The organism is Arthrobacter sp. Hor0625 (assembly GCF_052567525.1).
In genome coordinates this window covers 1,262,250-1,284,196 of the sequence record NZ_CP199586.1, presented here as the reverse complement: position 1 = coordinate 1,284,196, position 21,947 = coordinate 1,262,250, and the positions used below count along the sequence as shown (strand labels likewise).

The following is a 21,947-nucleotide window of genomic DNA, read 5'->3' as shown; positions in this document are numbered from 1 at the left end:
GGGGCGCTAGGCTCCCGGGCCCAGCAGCTGGCCGAGGCCCTCGGTCGTGTTGTTGTCGTTTCCAGAGTCGGAAGGCGTCGGCGTGGGCGTGGGCGTGGGCTCCGGAGCCGGGGCCTTCGCCACCGTGATGGTCACGGTCTTGCCCTGTTCAACGGCCGCATTCGCGGCATCACTTTGGGCCGTCACCCTGCCCGGCCGGACCTGCGAGTTTTCGACTTCCTTGATGGCCGCGCCCAGGCCGGCCTTCTTCAGGGCTGCCTGCGCCTCGGCCCGGGTCAGCCCGATGAGTTGCGGCACGGCTGCCTTGCCGGTGGAGACAATGATTTCGACAGTGCTGTCCACCGCGACGGACTGGCCCGGAGCGGGGTTGGTGGTGATCACAATCCCGGCCGGCACGCTGGGGCTGTTGTTCAGCGTCGTTTTGGGCGCTCCGCTCAGCCCGGTCCGACGCAGTTCGTCCCTCGCGTCAGCTTCTGTCCGGCCCGGCAGATCGGTGGGGATGGTGACGACGCTCGGCCCTTCGGAGATGGTGAGGGTGATATCCGCGTTCGGCTCCAGGGCGGTGCCCGCCACAGGTTCGGTCCCGACGGCGATGCCCTTCGGTATCGACTCGTGCTGGACGCGCTGCAGCTGAGGCTTGAGTCCAACGTTGTAGAGCTTCTGCAGCGCCTCGGATTCGGTCAGCGCCGTCACGGCGGGAACATCCACCTTGGCAACGGGCGCCGGCCGCTGGTTGACCATGTTGTAGAGCCACAGACCGCCGCCGGCCAGGACGAGCAGGGTGAAGATCACCAGCGTGGCGATCCACATCCGCCGTCGGGACTTCTGCCGGGGACTGGGCTCGCGTTCGGCCGGGAGGCTCAGGCCGAGGCTGCCCGTGTCCGGCGGCGCGGCCGCCGTCGCTCCGTCCCCGGCCCGGGCGGTGTCCCCGGCGTCGGCTGGGACGGCCGGGAGACGGCCGGACGGGGCGTCGTCGAGGAACTTGGCGCCGGTCAGGGCGAAGGCCGCTGTCGGGGGCAGCTGACCGGTGCCCTCGACCGTATTGTTCGGGTCTGTCGGGGCTTCGCCGGGCGGCAGGGCAGCGACGGCGACGCCGCTGCGGGCCGCGCGCAGGGCACGGCGGAATGCCGCAGCGTCCTGGAACCGGTCCGCCCGGTTCTTTTGCAGGGCCTTGGCCAGCACGCTGTCGAGGGCTGGGGAAACATCTGGGTTCAGACTGCTCGCGGGGTCCGGGATCTCCCGCACATGCTGGTACGCGACGGAGACCGGGCTGTCGCCGACGAAGGGCGGGCGTCCGGTCAGCATCTCGTACAGCAAGCAACCGGCGGAATACAGGTCGCTGCGCGCGTCGACGGTTTCGCCCCGGGCCTGCTCGGGCGAGAGGTACTGCGCCGTTCCCACGACGGCCTGGGTCTGTGTCATGGTCGCCGACGCATCGGCCATGGCGCGGGCGATCCCGAAGTCCATCACCTTGACGGCGTTGGCGCCCGGACACATCACGTTCGCTGGCTTGATGTCGCGGTGCACGATCCCGGCGCGGTGGCTGTAGTCCAGCGCCGACAGCACGCCCAGGGTGAAGTCGATCGCCTGGTCGATGGTGACCTCGTTGGCCTTGATCAGGTCGCGGATGGTCTTGCCGGAGACGTACTCCATGACGATGTACGGCACCCGGACACTGTCGTCGTGACCGCCCGGGACGGCGTGGTCCCCTGTGTCAAAGACCGCCACGATCGACGGGTGGTTCAGCGCCGCGACAGCCTGGGCCTCGCGCTTGAAGCGGGATTGGAACTGGGGGTCACGGGCCAGATCCGGCCGGAGCAGCTTAATCGCCACGGTCCGGCCAAGCCTGGTGTCCACCCCCCGGTAGACGTCGGCCATGCCGCCGCGGCCGATCAGCTCACCCAGCTCGTAGCGTCCGCTGAGGACGCGCCGGGCCGACGCCGGGCTGCTGTCCTCCCGGTGCGCTGGAGTGCGGGGTGAAGTCGACATGGAAGGCTACTTTGTGGAGGTGGCGCTCGGGGAGGGCGAGGCGGCGTCCGACGCCGGCGGGGCGGCGAGGTGGTAGGTCACGACCGAACCCGCGGGAACCTCATCGCCGGAGGCCGGCTCGGAGCTGACGAACGTGCCCTCCTCTTGGGTTCCGTCGCCCTCCACCGGCTCGCCCTTCTGCCAGCGCAGTCCGGCGTTTTCAATCGCACGCTGGACCTGCTTTTCACTCGCGCCCGGTTCCAGCGACGGGACCGCCACCTTCTCCGGACCCTTGGAGTAGCTCACCGTGATGGTCTCGCCGGGCTGGACCGGGCCCGAAGGATCGATGTCCAGCACCGTGCCCGGCGCGGCGGGGTCGGCGACCCCGTTGCCCTTGACCTGCAGACCGAGTCCGATCAGTTCGGCCCTGACCTCTTCATAGGGACGTCCCTTGTAGGCATCCGGGATCAGGTTGATCGCCGGGGGCGTCGATTCGGTGGGCGTGGCTGAGCTGCTGGTCGGGCTGGGGGACTTCGAGGTCGGCGCCGCGCTCGTCGTGCTCGCCTTGGCGCTGGAACTCGTGACGGCGGGCGAGGACGGGAACAGGACCCCGGCCTGGGACAGGACGATCCCCACCAGGGCGAACAGAACCAGCAGGATCAGGGCAATCAGCGGCCAGGTCCACGGGCTGCGGCCACGGCGGCGAGGCTCCTCAGCAGGCTCGTAGCCGTCGTAGTCCTCTTCCTCCTGGTCCCAGGTCCGCTCCGCGGCCAGGGCATCGGCGCGGTTGAGCGCGTTGCGGGCGCCGTGGCCGCTGGCGGCGGCGGCACCCGCCGCGAGACCGGCGGCAGCGCCGGCGCCGGCTGCCCCGAGCACCGGCAGCGCCGACGTCGACTTGTCTTCCGCCGCGGACGCACCGATCACGCCGGTCGCCGCCGTGGGCACGTTTACCGGCGCGGTGATCGGCCCGGTGGCGGCTTCGAACAGCAGCATGCCCGGGACGGCGGCGTGGGCCGCCGCGATGTCACCGTTGCGGATGGCATCGGCCGCTTCGGCGAGCTTGATCGCGTCGGCCGGGCGGTTTTTCGGATCCTTGGCCAGCATTGACATCAGCAGCGCACGCACCGGACGGGGCAGGGTGTCCGGCAGTGGCGGCGGCGCGTCGTTGACCTGGGCCAGGGCGATCGCGATCTGGGATTCTCCGGAGAACGGGCGGTGGCCGGTAAGGCACTCGTACCCGATGACGCCGAGCGAATAGATGTCGGAGGCGCCGGTGGCGGTCTGGCCGGTGGCCTGTTCCGGGGCCAGGTACTGGGCGGTGCCCATCACCTGGCCGGTCTGGGTCAGCGGCACCTGGTCGGCCAGCCGGGCGATCCCGAAGTCGGTGACCTTGACCCGGCCGTCCGGGGTGATCAGCAGGTTGCCCGGCTTGATGTCGCGGTGCACCAGGCCCTGGGCGTGCGCGACGGACAGGGCCCGCGCCGTCTGCGAGATCATCGACAGGGTGCGGTCCGGGGAGAGGACCTGTTCGTGCTCGATGATGCTGCTCAGCGGCTGGCCCGGGACGAGTTCCATCACGAGGTAGGCCGAGCCCTCTTCCTCGCCGTAGTCAAAGACGTTCGCGATGCCGACGTGGTTCAGCAGGGCGGTGTGCCGCGCCTCGGCACGGAAACGCTGCAGGAAGCCGGGATCGCCGGTGTACTCCTCCTTGAGGACCTTGATCGCAACGATCCGGCCCAGGATGAGGTCCTTGGCCTTCCACACTTCCCCCATGCCGCCGATGGCAATGCGTGTGGTCAGCTGGAACCTGCCGCCGAGGGTGATTCCCGATGTAGGCCTCACTTATTCAACACCGCCTCAAAAATCTTCTTCGCGTTCGGACTGGTTAGGTTTGCGCCGGTGGTGATGTCCACGCCTTGCATGACGATGGTGACGGCCACTTGCGGGTCGTTCGCCGGGGCAAACCCGGTAAACCATGAATTGTTCAAGCCGGTGCCGAGCTCGGCCGTGCCGGTCTTGCCTGCGACCTCAAAACCGGGCACCGCGGCGCCCCGGGCGATGCCGTCGCTGACCACGCTGGCCATCCATTCGGAGATCTGGCGCGCGATTTCGGGACTGGTCGAGGTCCGCAGGACCTCCGGCTTGGGTTCGTTGATGATCCGCAGGTCCGGCGACCGCACGGCCTTGACCAGGCTGGGCTTCATCTGCACCCCGCCGTTGGCGATCGCGGCGGTCATCGTGTTGATCTGCAGCGGCGTCGCGCGGACGTCGCGCTGGCCGATGGCGGACTGGGCCAGTCCGGCGTCGTCCAGCGGTTCACTCGGGAAGAAGCTCTTGGCGCTTTCGAGCTTGAGCTGGTCGCCGAAGTCCTGTCCGAAACCGAACTTGGAGGCCTGCTCCTCAATGGCCTTCTGGCCCAGGTCGATCGCGATGCGGGCGAACGGCGTGTTGCAGGACTGCTGCAGGGCGAACGCGAACGTCGCGGTGTTCCGGGTGTAGCAGTTTCCGCCGGCGTAGTTCGGCAGCTTGTACTGGATGCCCGGGAACGGCATTTCCGCCGGGTTCGGCAGCACGCTGTCCTTGTTGTACTTGCCGGAGTTCAGCGCGGCGGCGGTATCGATCAGCTTGAACACCGAACCGGGAGCCAGCAGCGCCCCGGTGGGGCCGCTCACGGACTGGTTGAGGTTGATCCCGGGGATCTTGTTCAACGCCGTGATGTTTGCCGCTTCGGCGTCCGCGTCCTGCGTGGCGATCAGGTTCGGATCGTAGGAAGGCTTGGACACCATCGCCAGGATCGCGCCGGTCCTGGGGTTGGTGACCACGATCGAGCCGCGCTGGCCCTCCGGGATCAGGTCATAGGCCAGCTTCTGGATTTTCGGATCCAGCGTCAGCTCCACCGAGGCGCCCTTGGGCTGGTTGCCGAGGAACAGCTGCCCGACCCGGTCGAGGAAGAGCTGGTCAGAGCTGCCGGCGAGCTGCTCGTTCATTGCCAGTTCCATGCCGGTCAGGCCGTAGTTCTTGGAGAAATACCCGGTAATCCCGGCGTACAGCTCCGGCTGCGGGTAGCTGCGCTGGAACTGGCAGGTCTCCGACCCCGCCACCGACTGCGCGATGGGGGTGCCGCCGACAATGATTGCGCCGCGGTCGTTGCAGTAGTTCTGCAGCAGGGTGCGCTTGTTCCATGCGTTGGTCTTGAGCTCGTCGGCGCCAACCACCTGCACGTAGCTGAGCGCCCCGAAGATGAGGGCGAACATGGCGATCGCGGCGATCCAGGAGTTGCGAATGGCCTGATTCACAGGTGTTTCACCGCCTCGGTGGGAGCGTCTGGACTGGTACGGGGTGACGACGGCGCCGCTGCCGGCCTGGGCGGCACAGCCGCCGCCCCCGTCTCGGCGTCGGGCGCTTGTCCCGGCGGGAGCGGGGTGGTGTCCACCGGCCCGCGCGCGGTGTGCGAGATCATCAGCAGCAGGCCGACGATGATCCAGTTGGCGAGCAGCGAGGAACCGCCGGCTGCCAGAAACGGCGTGGTCAGGCCGGTCAGCGGGATCAGGCGGGTGACGCCGCCGATGACGACGAAGCACTGCAGCGCGACGGCAAAAGACAATCCCGTGGCGAGCAGCTTGCCGAAGGCGTCCCGGGTGCCGAGCGCCGCCCGGAATCCGCGGGTGAAAAGCAACAGGTACATCAGCACGATCGCGAAGACGCCGATCAGCCCGAGTTCCTCACCGAAGGAAGCGATGATCATGTCGCTGTTGGCGAAGGGAACCAGGTTCGGGCGGCCCTGGCCCAGCCCGGTGCCGACCAGGCCGCCGTTGGCCATGCCGAAGAGGCCTTCGACGATCTGCCGGCTGCCGCCGAACTCGCGGTCGTAAACCTCGGGGGTGAAGGCGTTGAGCCAGCCGTCGATGCGGAGCGCGACGTGCGAGAAGACCTTGGATGCCACGAACCCGCCGGCTGCCATCAGGACCACGCCGATGATGACCCAGCTGATCCGGCTGGTGGCGACATAGATCATGACGAGGAACAGGCCGAAGAAGAGGATCGAGGTGCCCAGGTCGCGCTGGAAGATCAGCACCCCGATGCTGACCAGCCAGGCCGTGATCATCGGGCCCATGTCCTTGAACCGGGGGAACTGCACCGGCCCGATCTTCCGGCCCGCGAGCAGGATCAGGTCCCGGTTGGAGGACAGATACCCGGCGAAGAAGATCGCCAGGGTGATCTTGGCGATTTCACCCGGCTGGAAGGTCATGGACCCGAGCTTGATCCAGACGCTGGCGCCCAGGACCTCGCCGGCGGAGATACCCGGCACCAGCGGCAGGATCAGCAACACCGCACTCACGGCGAGTGAGATATAGGTGAAGCGCCGCAGGAGACGGTGGTCCTTGAGGAAGAAAATCACCGCGATCGCGACGGCCATGGCCACGAGGGTCCAGCGGAGCTGGTTGTTGCCGGTGTCCTCACCGACGCGGTCCAGACGGTGGATCATCGCCAGACCGAGCCCGTTCAGGGCCACGACCAAGGGAAGTATTACCGGATCGGCATATTTCGCCCGGAGTCGCAGCACCACGTGGAATGCCAGCGCCGCCGCCGCGAGGAGCCCGGACTGGAACCAGAAATCGGTGTCGAAGGCCTTCTGGCGGTCCACCCCGACGAGGGCGTTCGCGCCGATCCCGACCACGAGGGCCAGGATCAGCAGGATCAGCTCGGCGTTGCGGCGCGGCTTGGGCGTGGGATCGATCGGTGTCATTTGTCCCCCTCGCAGTAGGTCGGAGTCGGGGACGGGGTGGGGCTGGGCGACTTCGTGCCGGCGGCGCCCGCCGACGCGGAGCTGCGCGGGGACGCCGAGGCGCTGGGAGTGGCCGTGGGCGAGGGGGGCAGGCATTCGTCGGCGGGGGCCGTCGTGCCGGTGCGCTCAAGGTTCTTCACGATCCGCTGGGCATCGTAGAGATCCCGAGCCGGGACCGTCTGGCGGACCCGCTGCTGCGAGAATTCGGGCAGGTCGGACATGCGGATATCTGTCACCGTTTCGAGGGTGGAAAGCGGGATGGGGCCAAGCCGCTGGGAGACGCCGTTGAAGATCGCGACGCGCTGGTCGTATTCGCCGACGTAGTAGCGCGTCTGCGTCCATGCGTACCCGAGCCACAGGCCGATCCCCAGGACGGCAACAATCGCCGCGGCGATGGACGCGGTCAGCCAGCGCCGGCGACGGACGGGCGGCTTGAATTCCTCGGGTTCGTCCTTGTCCTGATCGGCCTTGTGGGTCAGGACCGTAGCGGCCCGGCGGGCCACGGTGCGGCCGGCGATGGACGGGATGGAGCCCGAGGCCGCCGCGGACGCTGCGGCTCCGACCAGTTCGTGCGGGCGCGTGGAGAGTTCCTCACGCAGCACCTCGGCGGACAGGTGCTCGCCAAGGTGCGGGTCGGTGGACGGCTGCGGCTCTTTGTGGCCCTCGCCGGAACCCTCCGGCGGCTTTCCCGGGACGCCGGCGGCGTCGGGGGCCTTGGCGGCGAACACGCTGCCGCTGCCGGGCGCGGACGGGGCCGCAGACACGGCGGGCGGCTGCGGGGCCGGCTCCGCCACGGGTGTGGGGATGACCTCGACGGCGGCGGTGCTGACGTCGTCGGGGGTTTGCTCCGCGATGTCGACCATCACGACGGTCACGTTGTCCGGAGCGCCGGCCTCCAGGGTGAGCTCGACGAGGGTGTCGGCGCATTCGCGCAGGCTCTTCGTTTCGCGCACCGTGCGTTCCACGACATGCCCGGCCACGTAGTTCAGGCCGTCGGAGCAGAGCAGCCAGCGTTCACCCGGCTGGACCTCCAGTACGTCGAGGTCCAGTTCGGGGCTGGCGTCGACGTCGCCCAGGACGCGCATGAGGACGTTCTTGTGCGGGTGGGTTTCCGCCTCCTCCGGGCGCAGCCGGCCTTCGTCAATCAGGCGCTGGACGAAGGTGTGGTCGACGCTGACCTGCTCGAACTCGCCGTTGCGCAGCCGGTAGGCGCGGGAATCACCGATGTGGGCGAAATGAAGCCGTCCCCCCGCGAGCAGCAGGGCCGTGACCGTGGTGCCCATGCCGGCCAGCTTGGGGTTTATGTGGACCAGCTCGGAGAGCAGCGAGTTGGCGGTTTGGATCTCGTCGGCCAGCACGGTGTCCGCTTCGCCGGTCTCGGCGTCGTAGTCGTCCCGGTCCAGGTGGATCATGTCCAGGACGGTGGCAGCTGATGCCACGTCACCGCCGGCGTGCCCGCCCATGCCGTCCGCGACCACGGCAAGGTGGCGGCCGACGTAGGCGGAGTCATCGTTTTTCGCCCGGACGCGTCCGACGTCGGAACGCGCGGCGTAGCGCATGATGAGCGGCCGCTTGGGGGCAGTTGCTGCCTCTTCTGCGGGGGGTTCGGGGGCAGCCATGGCTACGGCCTCAATTCAATGACCGTCTTGCCGATTCTCACGGGGACACCCAGCTCCACCGGGAGGGCCCGGGTCAGCTGCTGGTCTGCCAGATACGTGCCGTTGGTGGACCCGAGGTCCTCGATGAACCAGCGGCTGCCTTGCGGAAAGAGGCGCGCATGCCGGCCGGAGGCATAGTCGTCCTCCAGGACCAGGGTGGCTTCCTGCGCGCGGCCGAGCAGGATGGGGCTCGCTGCCAGCGGCAGGGTGGTGCCCTTCAGCGGGCCCTCGGTCACGACGAGCTGCCGCGCCTGCTGCTTGACGGGGGCCGGGGCGGGCTCGGCCAGGGCCGGGTTCCGGCGCAACTGCCGCGCCGTGGGCGCCCCGGCGGCTGCCTTGCGACCGATCATGAGGTCCCGGCGCATGGCCGAGACAATGCTGAAGATCAGCACCCAGAGGAGAATCAGGAAACCAAAGCGCAGGGCGGTGATGGTCAGTTCGCTCACGGGCGGCCGCCCGGGTTCGCGGGCATCAGGCGGAAAGTGATTTTGGTCCGTCCCATCGTGATCGTTGCGCCGTCGGTGAGTTCGGAGCTGCCCACGACCTTGTGGCCGTTGACGTAACTGCCGTTCGTGGAGCCCAGGTCGATCGCCTGCGCGGTGCCTTGGCCGCTGCGGATTTCCAGGTGCCGGCGCGACACCCCGGTGTCGTCGATCAGGATGTCCGCCTCGGAGGAGCGGCCCAGCACGACAGAGGGCGCGTTCAGCGAGTAGCGCTGGCCGTCGATGTCCAGCACGGGCTGGAGGCGGCCCGGTTGCCGGGTCGGGGCGGCGGGCATGGCCGGCTGTCCGGCGGCCTGCGGTGCTGCGCCCGCGGCTTTTTCAGTCCGTGACGCGATCTCGAAGTCTCCGGCGCGCCGGTCCTCATCGCGCCGGAAGCTGATCCGGACCGGGCCCTGCAGCGTGTAGCCCTGGCTGCGGACGTGGTTGATCACGACGTCGCACAGCTCCTCTGCCAGCGGCGTGCCCCATTCCTGGGCGCGCTGGAAATCGTCTCCGCTGAGCAGGACGTCGAAAACATTCGGAGCTAGGGTGCGGCCGGCGGCGATGGTGAGGGCCTTGTTATCGACCTCGCGGCGGAGGTGGCTGGCGATCTCGACCGGCTCAACCTGCGCGCGGGAACCGGTGGAGAAGACTCCGCGGACGGCCTTTTCGATGCCGCGCTCGACTTTGTCCAGCAAGCCCATGGTCCTTCTCCTTTCCTGGCAACTGCGGGGCAGTGTTTGTTCCGGAACTCGGTTTCCAACAATCGCAGGTGTCCCCGGGAATCGGGCACTCCTAGATCAGATACTACTGGGCGAGGCTGGGAATGGCCTTAATGAGGCCCGCCGCAGCAGCCGGGAAATTTGTCCCGCCGCGGCGCTGACATGCGCCGATGCCCGTCCCGCCGCTTGGCCCGCCGCCCTCCCGCCGGGGGCTTCGCAGGGGGCGGGGAGCAGCCCGCCGGACCCGGTTCGGGACCTTCCCGGAGGCCGATTAGTGTTTTCCGCCGATTGTCCGTTATGCTTGATCTCGCTGCTTTTACGAGGTTGGAAACGGATTCCGGTTCCCTCCGATGTGGAAGAAGTTGCGCGCGAGTGGCGGAACGGCAGACGCGCTGGCTTCAGGTGCCAGTGTCCGAAAGGGCGTGGGGGTTCAAATCCCCCCTCGCGCACGCAAATGAAAGAACCCCGGTCTTCGGACCGGGGTTCTTTTTTTGTTTACCGCCGGTCCGCCCCCTGCTTGGGCGCGCCCGAAGGCCATCCGGGACCCGTCCGGGCCGCGGGTCAGCTCCGCAGGGCGCCGAAGCCCGCCACCAGCGCCTCCAGCCCGAGGCTAAAGGCCACGTCCGCTTGGTTGGTGTAGCCCTGGTCGCCCAGGCTGGCGACGGCGGCGGAGAAGTTCGGCGTCGCGGCCCCGAGGCTGCCGGAATCAAAGATGTCCGCCGGTGCCGTGACGTCATAGGCCGAGCCGAAGATAAAGGACTCCAGGGCGACGATGGCGGGGATGATGCTCTCCTGCGGGAAACCGGCACGGCGGAACCCCGCGCTGACCGCTTCATACATGGCCAGGGTCTTGGGGGCATCGGCCACCGGCAACACGGCGATCACCGGGATCAGGGGAGTGTGCCGGGCAAAGACGTCGCGGTAGCTCCACGCCCAGTCCCGCACGGCCTGATCCCAGGGCTGGGTCTCAAACGCCGACACGTCCACGAACGACGTCAGGTGGTCCTGGACCAGGACCAGGACGTCGCGCTTGGACGAGACGTGGTTGTAGAGGGCAGAGGGCGCGACGTTCAGGGTCCGCGCCAGGGCCGCCATGGTGAAGCCGTCGTATCCGCTCTTACGGACCAGCCGCAGCGCCGCAGCGGTGATGCCCTCCTGGTCAAGCACCGCGGAGGCGGGCCGGCCCACGCGGCGGCGCGGCTTGGCGTCCGGGCGGTGCGGATCCGCGGTGGCGCTGGGCGTTGCCGGCATTTGGGGCCTTTCTCCTGGACTGTCCTCTGGATTATTCCATCGGAAACGATTTTGCGCGGGGTCTTCCCTCTTTCCCCGGGGAGGACTATAGTCGTCACAAATGAATGGCATTCATTTAGTGGGCCGCATCACTTCAGCGGCCGCAGAGAGGACATCATGCTGGAACTTGACCGCGACGTCGCCATTGTCGGAGCCGGGCCCGCAGGCCTGACCGCAGCCCGCGAACTGCGGAAGGCGGGACTGACCGTCGCCGTCCTGGAGGCACGCGACCGGGTGGGCGGCCGGACGTGGACCGACACCGTCGACGGGGCGATGCTGGAGATCGGCGGACAGTGGGTTTCGCCGGACCAGACCGCGCTGCTGGGCCTCCTGGACGAACTCGGGCTGCAGACCTACGACCGCTACCGCGACGGCCAGTCGGTCTACATCGGCGCCGACGGCAAGCGGACCCTCTACACCGGCGACACCTTCCCGGTGAGCGAGGGCACCGCCGCGGAGATGGACAAGCTGACCGCCCTGCTGGATTCCCTGGCCGAGGAAATCGGTGCCGAAGAACCCTGGGCACACCCCAAGGCCCGCGAACTGGATACGATCTCCTTCCACCACTGGCTGCGCGCGAACTCCCCGGACGAGGAGGCCTGCAACAACATCGGCCTGTTCATCGCCGGCGGCATGCTCACCAAGCCCGCACACGCGTTCTCGGCCCTGCAGGCGGTCCTGATGGCCGCCTCCGCCGGTTCCTTCACCAACCTCACCGACGAGGACTTCATCCTGGACAAGCGCGTCGTCGGCGGCATGCAGCAGGTCTCGCTGCTGCAGGCAGCGGAACTGGGCGACGACGTCGTCCTCTCCAGCCCCGTGCGCACGATCCTTTGGGAGGAAGGCCGCGAAGGTGGCTCCCAACGGGCCACCGTGGTTTCCGACCGCGCCACCGTTAACGCCCGCTTCGTCATCATGGCGGTGCCGCCGAACCTTTATTCGCGCGTCTCCTACGACCCGCCGCTGCCGCGCCGCCAGCACCAGATGCACCAGCACCAGTCGCTCGGCCTGGTCATCAAGGTGCACGCCGTCTACAGCACCCCGTTCTGGCGGGAGGACGGTCTGTCCGGCACCTGCTTCGGGGCCGATGCGCTGGTCCAGGAGGTGTACGACAACACCAACCACGGCGATGCCCGGGGCACCCTGGTGGGCTTCGTCTCCGACGAGAAGGCCGATGCCATGTTCGAGCTCAGCGCCGACGAACGCCGCCGCGCCATCCTCGAATCGATCGCCGGCTTCCTGGGCGAGAAGGCCCTCACCCCTGAGGTCTACTACGAGTCCGACTGGGGCTCGGAGGAATGGACCCGCGGCGCCTACGCGGCCAGCTACGACCTGGGCGGCCTGCACCGCTACGGCAAGGACCAGCACGCCCCGGTGGGCCCGATCTACTGGGCCTCCTCCGACCTTGCGGCCGAGGGATACCAGCACGTGGACGGCGCGGTGCGGATGGGACGCCAGGTTGCGGCCCGGATCGTGGCCGCCGCCGACCGGACGCCGGCTGCACGCTAGCCGCGCGGCATCAACTTTCATCCACAACCCCTAACCCAAAAACCAGAGAGGTCGGCCAGATGCGTTACGTAGTGGGGTACTCAGCGAATGCCAGGGGCCGCGACGCCGTCAACCTGGCCGTCTCACTGGCCCGCGGCCGCGGCGCGGCCCTGGACCTGGTGGTGGCGATCCCGGAACCCGGGCCGTTCAACGCCGCGCACGCCCCGGCCGCCGGCTACGACAGCTACCTGCACCAGCAGGCCGCCGAGTGGCTGGACGAGGCCCTGGCCCTGGTGCCGGCCGACGTTCCGGCGAAGGCGCACATCCGCAGCGGCGAATCCGACGCGCAGACCCTGATCGATGCCTGCGATGAGTTCGGCGCGGACATGCTCATCATCGGCGCCACCAGCAACGGTCTGTTCAAGCGCTTCACCGTCGGATCGGTGGCAGGCGCCCTGCTCCATGCCGCCACCGTCCCGGTGGCGCTGGCCCCGCACGGGTACCACCGCCGGGAGGCGCTGACCCGCGTCAGCTGCGGCCTGGGCGACCGGCCCGGTGCCGAGGAACTGCTGGAGTTCGCCGTCTCCATGGCGGTGAACCGTCAGGTGCCGCTCCGGGTCGTTTCACTGCTGACCCTGGACGACGGCGGTGCGGCCGACGCCGTGGAAACCGCCCGCGAGTACGCCGGAAAACACCTGGCTGCGGCGCTCCCCGCGGACGCTTCCGGCGCCGCGCCAGCGGCGAAGGCCGACGTCGTGGTCGCCCAGGGCCGCAGCGTGGAGGAGGCGGTCGACCGGCTGGACTGGGAAGACGGCGAGATCCTGCTGATCGGATCCAGCCGCCTGGCCCGGAGCCGCTCCATCTTCCTGGGCAGCACCGCCAACCGCATCCTGCGCGCCCTGCCGGTGCCGATGATCGTGGTCCCCAGCGACTACGAACTGAAGCACCTGACCCATTCAACGTCGAATGACACCTCCCGAGAGGCACAAGCATGAGCACCGAACACGCGACCGCCAAGGCCGCAGCACACATCCAGGGCCACGGCCTGAGCGAGAAGGGGCTGAAGGCCGGATCCGTGGGGCTGATCGGCGCCGTCGTCATCGGCGTCTCCTGCATCGCCCCGGCCTACACCCTGACCGCCGCCCTGGGTCCGACCGTTTCCGAGGTCGGCGTCCACCTGCCGGCCATCTTCCTGGTCGGTTTTATCCCGATGCTGCTCGTGGCCTTCGGCTACCGGGAGCTGAACAACGCCATGCCCGATGCGGGCACCTCGTTCACCTGGGCCTCGCGGGCATTCGGTCCGTGGCTCGGCTGGATGGGTGGCTGGGGGCTCATCGCGGCGACCATCATCGTGCTGTCCAACCTCGCCGCCGTCGCCGTCGACTTCTTCTATCTGATGCTGGCGCAGCTCTTCGGCAACCCCGAACTGGCCGACCTGACCACCAACTTGCCGCTGAACATCGCCACGACGCTGGTCTTCATCGCCCTGGCCTGCTGGGTCTCCTACCGGGGCATGGAAACCACCAAGACCGTCCAGTACGTCCTGGTCGCCTTCCAGCTGCTGGTGCTGGGCTGGTTCGCCGTCGCGGCCTTCAGCCACGTGGCGAACGGCACCGCCTTCGATGCCACCGCCATCGCCCCGGACTGGTTCAACCCGTTCGCCGTCGAGTCCTTCTCCGCCTTCGCCGCCGGCGTCTCGCTGTCGATCTTCATCTACTGGGGCTGGGACGTCACCCTGACGATGAATGAGGAGACCCGCAACCCGGAGAAGACCCCGGGCCGCGCCGCCACGGTCACCGTCCTGGTCATCGTGATCATCTACATGACCGTAGCCCTCGCCACCCTGGCCTTCGCCGGCATCGGCACCGAAGGCCTCGGCGCCGGAAACCCGGAGAACCAGGGCAGCATCTTCGCCGTCCTCGCCGGACCCGTCATGGGCCCGTTCGCCATCCTCATGTCGCTGGCCATCCTGAGCAGCTCGGCCGCGTCGCTGCAGTCCACCTTCGTCTCCCCGGCCCGCACCCTGCTCTCGATGGGCCACTACAAGGCGCTGCCGGAGAAGTTCGGCCGGATCAGCCCCAGCTACAAGTCCCCGAGCTACGCCACGATTGCCGCGGCCGTCGCCGCCGCCGCGTTCTACGTCATCACCCGGACCCTGTCCGAGAACGCGCTGTGGGACACCATCACGGCACTGGGCATGATGATCTGCTTCTACTACGGCATCACCGCCCTGGCCTGCGTCTGGTTCTTCCGGGCCGAGGCCTTCAGCGGGGCGCGTGCGTTCTTCTTCAAGTTCCTCGCACCCCTGCTGGGCGGCGTCATCCTGCTGGTGATGTTCGTCAAGACCGCCTACGACTCGATGGATCCGGAATACGGTTCGGGCTCGTCGGTCGGCGGGCTAGGCCTGGTCTTCATCCTGGGCATCGGCGTCATCCTGCTCGGCGCGGTGCTCATGCTCATCATGGCCAAGCTGCGCCCCGAGTTCTTCAAGGGCCAGGTCCTGACCCGCGGCCAGTAGCACCGCACCCCCCGGGGTCCTCCCGCCGCCAGCCAGGCGCTTGAAAAGTAAGTACGCTTATTATTAGGCTGGCGGCAGGAGGACCTTCCTCCGTTAATCAAGGATGAGGTGGGCATATGTCGGACGCACAGGACATCAGCAAGGTCACAGACATCATCAACGACTCGCGGATCGGGATGTTCACAACCATCAATGAAGAGGGCGCCCTGGTCAGCCGGCCGCTGGCGGTCCAGGACGTCCAGGACGACGGCGACATGTGGTTCTTCACGTCGCAGGACACGTCCCAGGTCGCGCACATCACCGCCAAGCCGGCGGTCAATGTCTCCTTCGGGAAGGGCACCGAATGGGTGTCCGTGGCGGGGACGGCCCGGGTTGTCACTGACCGACAGGCCATCCACGACCGGTGGAACCAGGCCGTCGAGGCATGGTTCCCGGACGGTCCGGACACCCCCGGCGTCGTCCTGCTCCACGTTGAATCGGACTCCGCCGAATACTGGACCAGCCCGGGCGGCACCGCGGCAACGGTCCTGCAGTGGGTGAAATCAAAGGTCACCAACAGCCGGATGAGCGTCGGCGAAAGCGGCACGGTCGAACTCTAGGCTGCCACGAGGCCCGGGGATCCGGCGGCGTTCAGTCCAGGATCTTCAGGGCCGTGGTCCAGTCGAAGGACTCGTAGGCCGGGTTCAGCTGCAATCCGATCACCAGCAGCTGCATCCCCTCCAGCTCGCGGGCATGGCGCAAAGCCCCGACTTGGAGGGGCCGCAGACCCGCAGCCGCGGCGAAGGCGGCCACCTCGTTGCTTGCCGCTTCCGAGTCCGAGGCGATGAACACGTCCAGGGCCATGCCATGGGCGGACCCGGCCGCCAACGGCCCGGCGAAGGTGGTGTTGAACGCCTTGACCACCCGGGCCCCGGGCAGCAACCTGGCCACCTCCTCGGCCGCGGACGTGCCCGGTGCGACCACCAGCGAGTCGCCGGTCTCCATGTTGACCGGGTTGCTGATCTCCACGACTGTCTTCCCGCTCAGGGTGTCCCCGTAATGCATGGCGACTTCCTTAGCCGGCTCGAAATACAGCGCCAGCACCACAAGGTCGCCCTCGGGCACGTCCCCAAGCCCTCCGGAGGTCGTACCGCCGGCCAGCTCCGCAGCGAGACCGGCTGCGTTGTCGGGGCTTCGGTCCAGGACCTGCACGGAACGGCCCGCAGCGATGGCCCGCAGGCCGATTGCGCGGGCCATGTTGCCCGCCCCAATGATGGTGATGTCAGTCATCGGATCCCCCCGGCAGCGGCGTCCATGACGCCCGCTGCCCGTTCGGCCTCTGCCAGGGACACTTCCAGCCGCTCCACCGCCGCGGCGTAGCCGCCGGCCTGTCCCCGGCGCGCGGGCCCGCCGCCAGGATCCCCGGCCGCCCTCATAGCCCTGATCATCGCGGCGGTCTCCGGCCGGCCGGGGTCACTCATGGCCGGGTAGTCGATGCAGAGGGCGGGATCGAGCTCATAGCGCTGCCAGCGCTCCAGCACCGCGCGGTGCTTGGGCGCTGCGGCGGCATCACGGGCCGCCGCTTCCCGGCGGGAGCGCCGCTGCTCCGCCCGGCGCAGCAGGGCCGGCGTCCAGCGGTAGCCCGCGGCGCCCGCCGAGACGGCGACGGCGGCGAGGACGGGGCCGGTCCAGGGCGCTGCCAGCGAGGGCAGCAGCACGGCGGGGCCGACGACGGCGATCCCCGCGAAACCGTCCCAGAACGCGGCGTCGGGCAAGCCGCCGTCGGGCAGGCCATTGTCGGACAGCTGGTGTTTACGGACACGGTAGACGGTCCCGGCCGCGGCGGCGGCGACCAGGAGGGCCAGCACCAGGAACTGCCACGGCCCGAACGGGCCGGATTCAGTTGGCATTTCGAACCTCCCGCGGAACCCGTCACGGGCGGGCAAGGCTCCGCTGATTCCATTGGAATCCATGGGCGGCACCGCGTCAATGGCCGGTTCCCGGGCGCGGTCCCCTCGCGTAGCCTAGGGCGCATGCGACTAAAAATGTGCAGCATCCACGTCAAGGACCCCGCCGCGGCCCACGAGTTCTACACCGGGATCCTGGGGTTCGACACCCTCATGGCAATGCCCGAACACAACCTCTTCATCATCAAGGATCCCGGCGGGGGCGAATCCGCGGGGCTGCTCCTGGAGCCCAGCGACAACCCGATCGGCGCCACCTACATGAACGCGGTCCACGACGCCGGGCTGCCCGCGATCGTGTTCGGCGTCCCGGACGTCCGGGCCGAGTATGAGCGGCTGACGGCCAAGGGCGTCATCTTCCAGGCCGAACCGGCCGACGGCCCCTGGGGCACCACCGCGGTGCTCGACGATGGCTGCGGGAACTACGTCCAGCTGCACCAGGACTGAACACCGCGCCTGGCGGCCGGGGAACTACTCGGCCTGGGCGCGGGCCTTCTTGGCGGTCTTCTTCGCCGTTTCTTCCTTGACGCGCTGGGCTTCGGCCCGGACCGCGGCGTGGGTGGCGCGCTCGGCGACCAGCCACGCCGGGGGAGCCTGCAGCAGCGCGGTGATTTCCGCCGTCGTCAGCGCTTCCTCGACGCCGCCACGGGCCAAGCCGCTGATGGAGACATTGAGCTTCTGTGCCACCACCGGGCGCGGGTGCGGGCCGGTGCGGCGCAGCTCGGCCAGCCACTCCGGCGGGTTGGCCTGGAGCTCGGCGAACTCGGACCGGGTGATGACCGAATCCTGGAACTCCTGCGGTGTCGCGGGCAGGTAGATACCAAGCTTCTTGGCAACGGTGGCCGGCTTCATGGACTGGGAGTTTGCAGAGGTCATGGTTAAAGGGTATCCGGCGCGCCACCGGCAGGGGACCACCGGGCCCGCGCGGCAGGGCCCTCCCGGCATCCGGGCGGTACTGTGAACGTGTGTCCGCAGAAGAAGAGAACGCACAGCCGTACGACGAGTCCGCCCCCGCCCCCCGGGAGCTGCGCTTCGCGTACGTCGCCGGCGTGACCCCGGGCAAGTGGATCCGCCGGTGGGAAGAGCGGATGCCCGGGATCCCGCTCCACGCCTTCCTTTCCGACGACGGCGCGCAGCTCGCGGTGCTGCGCGACGGGTCCGCGGACCTGAGCTTCGTCCGGCTCCCGGTGGAGCGCGAGGGCCTGAGCGTCATCCCGCTCTACGAGGAGCAGCCCGTGGTGGTGGCGCCCAAGGGCCACGAAATTTCCGTCTTCGAAGAGGTGGACCTGGCCGACCTGGCTAAGGAAACCTTCCTGGACGTGGCTTCCCTGGGCGGTGCCGAACCGGCGCTGCAGGTGGTCGCCTCCGGAGCCGGGCTGGTGGTGCTGCCGATGTCGGTCGCCCGGCACTTCAACGTCAAGGACACCGTGGCCCGGCGGCTCACCGGTGCTCCGCCCACCGGCATCGCCCTGGCCTGGCCGACGGACGCCACGGATGAGGTGATTGAGGAGTTCATCGGCATTGTCCGGGGCCGCACCGCGTCGAGTTCCCGGCAGCCGTCCGCGCAGCAGGAGAAGCCCAAGCGCGAACCCAAACCGGACCGGCGCGGCCCGGCGGTCAAGAAACCCAAGGTGGCGCAGCGGTATGCGCCTAACCCGGACAAGGGCCGCGGCAAGGGATCGCGGAAAAAGGGAAAGCGCTAACCCCGCCGGGCCGCCGGGAGCCGGAGGCGCGGCGCTGTTGGCGGTTTAGCCGGCGCAGGCGTCCCGAAGGGCCTTGACGGAGTCGGCCGGGACCTGGTCGCCGGAGTCCGCGATCTGCTTCAGCGGTGTGGTGATCTCCGCGGGCACGCCCGCAGTCTGCGCCCCAGCGACCAGCCCGCCCAGGGCCCTCTTGTCCTGCACACTGACCAGCCCGTCCTCGACCAGGGAACAAGCCTGCTTCTTGATCTCGCTGCCGGCCGCGGAGGCGACCTGGGATGCGCCGTCGCTGACGGCGTTTTCGGCTGCCTGCTGCACCTGACCGCAGCCGGAGAGTGCGATCGCCAGGGCGGCAAGGGACACGGCTGCGAAGGTGCGTTTCATCATTCCAGCCTAGCAAGCCGCCCGTCCGGCCCGAGCGGCTTACTTCCCGTGGACCGCGGCCTGCTTCTCTTCGGAGCGGTCGAGGTAGGCCAGTAGTAAATCCGCCGCCCGCTCCGTTTCCCCGGCCTCGAGCGCGGAGCATATCTGGTCGTTGTCGCCGAGGTAGCCCCGGTAGAAATGGGCGTCCACCGTGGCCCGGTGGAAGAACAACCGCATCTCGGCGAGGACCTGGGCCATGATCGTGTCCAGCCGGCGACTGCCGGCCAACGCCACGATGGCGCGGTGGAAATGCTGGTTGGCGGTGCCGAGGGCCTCCTCGTCGTCGGCGGCGGCAGCGGCTTTGCCCTCTTCGACGGCGGCGCGGACCGCCGCGATCCGTTCGGCGCTGCCGCCGCCGCGCAGCGCTGCGACCTCAATGGCGCGCCGCACCGTGTAGACGTCATGGATGTCGCCCGGGGCCAGGCTGGCCACGAAGACGCCCCGGTTGGGTTGCCGCACCACCAGGCGTTCGGCGGCCAGCTCGGCGAACGCCTCCCGGACGGTGTTGCGGGACACGCCCAGATCCTCGGCGATGGTTGATTCGGTCAGCCGGGTCCCCGGCAGGAGCTCGCCCTCGGCCAGCATCCGGCGGAGTTCGGCCGCGACGCGGTCCGCCACCGAGGGCACCGCGATGCGGAGCCGGGCGGCGGCGGCCGCCCGGGGGCGGGCGTCGGAAGTCGTCATGAAGCCGAATCTACACGATCGCCCCTCAAGAGGATTGCCGGATTGTTGAACAATCCGGCAATGTGGTGCATCCTTGAAGAAGCCAAGCTTTGAGACGAGGATCACACATGGCACACTCCGGACCTTCCACCATCGACCTGAACAGCGACGTCGGCGAATCCTATGGACGCTGGAACCTGGGCGACGATTCGGCCATGTTCCGTTCCGTCTCCAGCGCCAACGTCGCCTGCGGATTCCACGCCGGGGACCCCAGCGTGATCCGGCGGACCTGCCGCGAAGCCGTCGCGGCGGGTGTCCGGATCGGCGCGCACGTCGGCTACCGCGACCTCGCCGGCTTCGGCCGCCGGTTCCTCGATATCGACCCGATCGAACTGGCGGACGACGTCGTCTACCAGATCGGAGCGCTGCAGGCGCTGGCCGCGGCGGAGGGCGGCACCGTCACGTACGTGAAGCCGCACGGCGGTCTCTACAACGCGATAGTCGCGCACACCGCCCAGGCGAAGGCCGTCGTCGACGCCGTCAAGTCCGTCGATCCGGGCCTGCCCATCCTGGGCCTGCCCGGCTCCGAGGTGCTGCGCCTGGCCGAAGCGGCCGGACTGCGCGCGGTCAGCGAGGCGTTCGCGGACCGGGCCTACAACCCGGACGGCACCCTCGTTTCCCGCACCCTCCCCGGCGCCGTGCTGCACGACCACGCGGAGGTCACCGAACACGTCCTCCGGATGGCTGCCGACTCCGCCGTCCGCACCATCGACGGTTCCATCCTGAAAATCCGGGCGGAAAGCATCTGCGTCCACGGCGACTCCCCGGGGGCAGTAGCCATGGCCGCCGCCGTCCGCGAGGCGCTGAACGCCGCCGGCATCGGCACCGCCGCCTTCGTCTAGGCGACCCCGCACATCCTCACCCCCTCCCGGCAGCACCCCACCCGAAGGAACATCATGACCACTCCGCAGCAGGCCGCTCCGGCCCCCGGCACGAGGACCGGCAAAAGGAAACTGCCACCAGGCGCCCTCAAGGCCTACATCGCCAGCCTCACCGGCACCTCGCTGGAGTACTACGACTTCGCGATCTACTCGGTGGCGTCGGCCCTGATCTTCCCCAAGATCTTCTTCCCCAGCGGCGACGAACTGGTCGGACTGCTGCTGTCCTTCTCCACCTTCGCCGTCGGCTACCTCGCCCGTCCCATCGGCGGCGTCATCTTCGGCCGGCTCGGTGACAAGATCGGCCGCAAGCACGTCCTGGTGGTCACGCTGATGCTGATCGGCGTCGCCACCGTGCTGATCGGTGTGCTGCCGGACTACTCGGCCATCGGCGTCGCCGCCCCGGCCATCCTGGTGCTGCTGCGCCTGGCCCAGGGCATTGGCGTCGGCGGCGAATGGGGCGGAGCAGTCCTGCTCTCGAGCGAATTCGGCGATGCCCGCAAGCGCGGATTCTGGTCCTCGGCCGCGCAGATCGGCCCGCCGGCCGGAAACCTGATGGCCAACGGCGTCCTGGCCCTGCTGGCGGCGACCCTCAGCAATGAGGCGTTCCTGTCCTGGGGCTGGCGGGTCGCCTTCCTGGCCTCGGCCCTGCTGGTGGTCTTCGGCCTCCTGATCCGGCTCAAGCTCGAGGAGACCCCGGTCTTCAAGGCCATCCAGGCCCACGGCGAGGCGCCCAAGGCCCCCATCAAGGAAGTTTTCGGCACGGAACCGCGCGCCCTGGTCGCCGCGGCCCTCTCCCGCATCTGCCCCGACGTGCTCTACTCGCTCTTCACCGTGTTCGTGGCGCTCTACGCCACCAAGACGCTGGGCATGACCACCGGCAACGTCCTCGGCGCCATCCTGATCGGTTCGGCCTTCCAGCTGGCCCTGATCCCGGCCGCCGGCGCGCTGACGGACCGGTTCAACCGCCGGCTCGTCTACGGCATCGCGGCCGTCGCCACGGCCGCCTATATCCCGCTTTTCTTCCTGATGATCCAGGGCAAATCGGTGCTCATGCTGACCATCGGCGTCGTGATCGGCCTGGCGCTGCACGCGTTCATGTACGGCCCGCAGGCCGCCTTCATCACCGAACAGTTCCCGGCGCGGCTGCGCTACGCCGGTAGCTCGCTGGCCTACACCCTGGCCGGGGTTATCGGCGGGGCCATCGCCCCGCTGGTCTTCACCGCACTCTTCGCCGCCACCGGCAACTGGTTCCTGATCGCCGGCTACCTGGCGCTGGCCGCAGCGGTCACGGTCGTGGGCCTGCTGATCGGCCGGAACCCGCAGACCGCCGAGGAAGAGCGGCTGCTGCAGGAAGCCCGCGCCTAA

General features: G+C 68.8%; 21 protein-coding genes and 1 tRNA gene. 9 read left to right on the top strand and 13 right to left on the bottom strand.

The annotated features are described in order from the left end of the window. Positions 1-6: 6 nt before the first annotated feature. The 7 genes from pknB to ACTWLI_RS05805 are packed head-to-tail and all read right to left on the bottom strand — an operon-like array spanning position 7 to position 9,598. Positions 7-1,989 (bottom strand): Stk1 family PASTA domain-containing Ser/Thr kinase, encoded by a 1,983-nt coding sequence (pknB, locus tag ACTWLI_RS05835; RefSeq protein ID WP_445155715.1) that lies wholly within the window; start codon positions 1,987-1,989, stop codon positions 7-9. A gap of 6 nt (positions 1,990-1,995) precedes the next feature. Continuing rightward, positions 1,996-3,810: a protein kinase domain-containing protein gene (locus tag ACTWLI_RS05830; RefSeq protein WP_445155714.1), complete on the bottom strand. Its 1,815-nt coding sequence runs from the start codon at positions 3,808-3,810 to the stop codon at positions 1,996-1,998. Further along, the gene (locus ACTWLI_RS05825; protein WP_445155713.1) at positions 3,807-5,264 is read right to left on the bottom strand and encodes a peptidoglycan D,D-transpeptidase FtsI family protein; all 1,458 of its coding nucleotides are present in this window, start codon (positions 5,262-5,264) and stop codon (positions 3,807-3,809) included. Before ACTWLI_RS05825 ends, ACTWLI_RS05830 begins: the two co-directional genes overlap by 4 nt. Further along, positions 5,261-6,715, bottom strand: coding sequence for an FtsW/RodA/SpoVE family cell cycle protein (locus ACTWLI_RS05820; RefSeq protein WP_445155712.1), 1,455 nt, complete (start codon positions 6,713-6,715; stop codon positions 5,261-5,263). Before ACTWLI_RS05820 ends, ACTWLI_RS05825 begins: the two co-directional genes overlap by 4 nt. Next, positions 6,712-8,373, bottom strand: a complete 1,662-nt coding sequence (locus ACTWLI_RS05815; protein WP_445155711.1) for a protein phosphatase 2C domain-containing protein — start codon at positions 8,371-8,373, stop codon at positions 6,712-6,714. Before ACTWLI_RS05815 ends, ACTWLI_RS05820 begins: the two co-directional genes overlap by 4 nt. Positions 8,374-8,375: 2 nt before the next feature. Further along, complete coding sequence (locus ACTWLI_RS05810; RefSeq protein ID WP_445155710.1) at positions 8,376-8,858, bottom strand: FHA domain-containing protein FhaB/FipA; 483 nt, start codon at positions 8,856-8,858, stop codon at positions 8,376-8,378. Next, on the bottom strand, positions 8,855-9,598 hold the full coding sequence (locus ACTWLI_RS05805; RefSeq protein WP_445155709.1) for an FhaA domain-containing protein: 744 nt from the start codon (positions 9,596-9,598) through the stop codon (positions 8,855-8,857). Before ACTWLI_RS05805 ends, ACTWLI_RS05810 begins: the two co-directional genes overlap by 4 nt. Before the next feature lie 384 nt (positions 9,599-9,982). On the opposite strand from ACTWLI_RS05805, the gene ACTWLI_RS05800 reads away from it, so the two are divergent. After that, a tRNA-Leu gene (locus ACTWLI_RS05800) sits at positions 9,983-10,065 on the top strand. Between the two features lie 112 nt (positions 10,066-10,177). On the opposite strand, the gene ACTWLI_RS05795 is transcribed toward ACTWLI_RS05800, so the two are convergent. Beyond that, on the bottom strand, positions 10,178-10,867 hold the full coding sequence (locus ACTWLI_RS05795) for a TetR/AcrR family transcriptional regulator (protein ID WP_445155708.1): 690 nt from the start codon (positions 10,865-10,867) through the stop codon (positions 10,178-10,180). 156 nt (positions 10,868-11,023) lie between these two features. On the opposite strand from ACTWLI_RS05795, the gene ACTWLI_RS05790 reads away from it, so the two are divergent. The 4 genes from ACTWLI_RS05790 to ACTWLI_RS05775 all read left to right on the top strand — a co-directional run bounded on the left by ACTWLI_RS05790 (position 11,024) and on the right by ACTWLI_RS05775 (position 15,511). After that, a complete protein-coding gene (locus ACTWLI_RS05790; RefSeq protein WP_445155707.1) occupies positions 11,024-12,415 on the top strand; it encodes a flavin monoamine oxidase family protein in 1,392 nt (463 codons plus the stop codon). A gap of 59 nt (positions 12,416-12,474) precedes the next feature. Then, positions 12,475-13,389: a universal stress protein gene (locus ACTWLI_RS05785; RefSeq protein ID WP_445155706.1), complete on the top strand. Its 915-nt coding sequence runs from the start codon at positions 12,475-12,477 to the stop codon at positions 13,387-13,389. Next, entirely contained in the window at positions 13,386-14,912 is a 1,527-nt protein-coding gene (locus ACTWLI_RS05780; protein WP_445155705.1) for an APC family permease, read from the top strand. Before ACTWLI_RS05785 ends, ACTWLI_RS05780 begins: the two co-directional genes overlap by 4 nt. 116 nt (positions 14,913-15,028) lie before the next feature. Further along, positions 15,029-15,511, top strand: a complete 483-nt coding sequence (locus tag ACTWLI_RS05775) for a pyridoxamine 5'-phosphate oxidase family protein (RefSeq protein ID WP_445155704.1) — start codon at positions 15,029-15,031, stop codon at positions 15,509-15,511. Positions 15,512-15,542: 31 nt separating this feature from the next. On the opposite strand, the gene ACTWLI_RS05770 is transcribed toward ACTWLI_RS05775, so the two are convergent. Next, on the bottom strand, positions 15,543-16,181 hold the full coding sequence (locus tag ACTWLI_RS05770; RefSeq protein WP_445155703.1) for an NADPH-dependent F420 reductase: 639 nt from the start codon (positions 16,179-16,181) through the stop codon (positions 15,543-15,545). After that, complete coding sequence (locus ACTWLI_RS05765; RefSeq protein WP_445155702.1) at positions 16,178-16,801, bottom strand: hypothetical protein; 624 nt, start codon at positions 16,799-16,801, stop codon at positions 16,178-16,180. The genes ACTWLI_RS05770 and ACTWLI_RS05765 overlap by 4 nt, the downstream gene beginning before the upstream one ends. Before the next feature lie 123 nt (positions 16,802-16,924). Between ACTWLI_RS05765 and ACTWLI_RS05760 the strand changes: the two genes are divergently transcribed. Further along, positions 16,925-17,302, top strand: coding sequence for a VOC family protein (locus ACTWLI_RS05760; protein WP_445155701.1), 378 nt, complete (start codon positions 16,925-16,927; stop codon positions 17,300-17,302). 24 nt (positions 17,303-17,326) lie between these two features. Here the strand turns inward: ACTWLI_RS05760 and ACTWLI_RS05755 are convergent, their stop codons facing one another. Then, a complete protein-coding gene (locus tag ACTWLI_RS05755; protein ID WP_445155700.1) occupies positions 17,327-17,731 on the bottom strand; it encodes a DUF5997 family protein in 405 nt (134 codons plus the stop codon). Positions 17,732-17,820: 89 nt separating this feature from the next. Here ACTWLI_RS05755 and ACTWLI_RS05750 point away from each other — a divergent pair, with 89 nt between their 5' ends. Then, complete coding sequence (locus ACTWLI_RS05750; protein WP_445155699.1) at positions 17,821-18,558, top strand: LysR family substrate-binding domain-containing protein; 738 nt, start codon at positions 17,821-17,823, stop codon at positions 18,556-18,558. 45 nt (positions 18,559-18,603) lie between these two features. Here the strand turns inward: ACTWLI_RS05750 and ACTWLI_RS05745 are convergent, their stop codons facing one another. Next, complete coding sequence (locus ACTWLI_RS05745) at positions 18,604-18,939, bottom strand: hypothetical protein (protein ID WP_445155698.1); 336 nt, start codon at positions 18,937-18,939, stop codon at positions 18,604-18,606. A gap of 39 nt (positions 18,940-18,978) precedes the next feature. After that, positions 18,979-19,662, bottom strand: a complete 684-nt coding sequence (locus tag ACTWLI_RS05740; protein WP_445155697.1) for a GntR family transcriptional regulator — start codon at positions 19,660-19,662, stop codon at positions 18,979-18,981. A gap of 107 nt (positions 19,663-19,769) precedes the next feature. Between ACTWLI_RS05740 and ACTWLI_RS05735 the strand changes: the two genes are divergently transcribed. Then, on the top strand, positions 19,770-20,543 hold the full coding sequence (locus ACTWLI_RS05735) for a LamB/YcsF family protein (RefSeq protein WP_445155696.1): 774 nt from the start codon (positions 19,770-19,772) through the stop codon (positions 20,541-20,543). Between the two features lie 54 nt (positions 20,544-20,597). Continuing rightward, positions 20,598-21,947, top strand: a complete 1,350-nt coding sequence (locus ACTWLI_RS05730) for an MFS transporter (protein ID WP_445155695.1) — start codon at positions 20,598-20,600, stop codon at positions 21,945-21,947.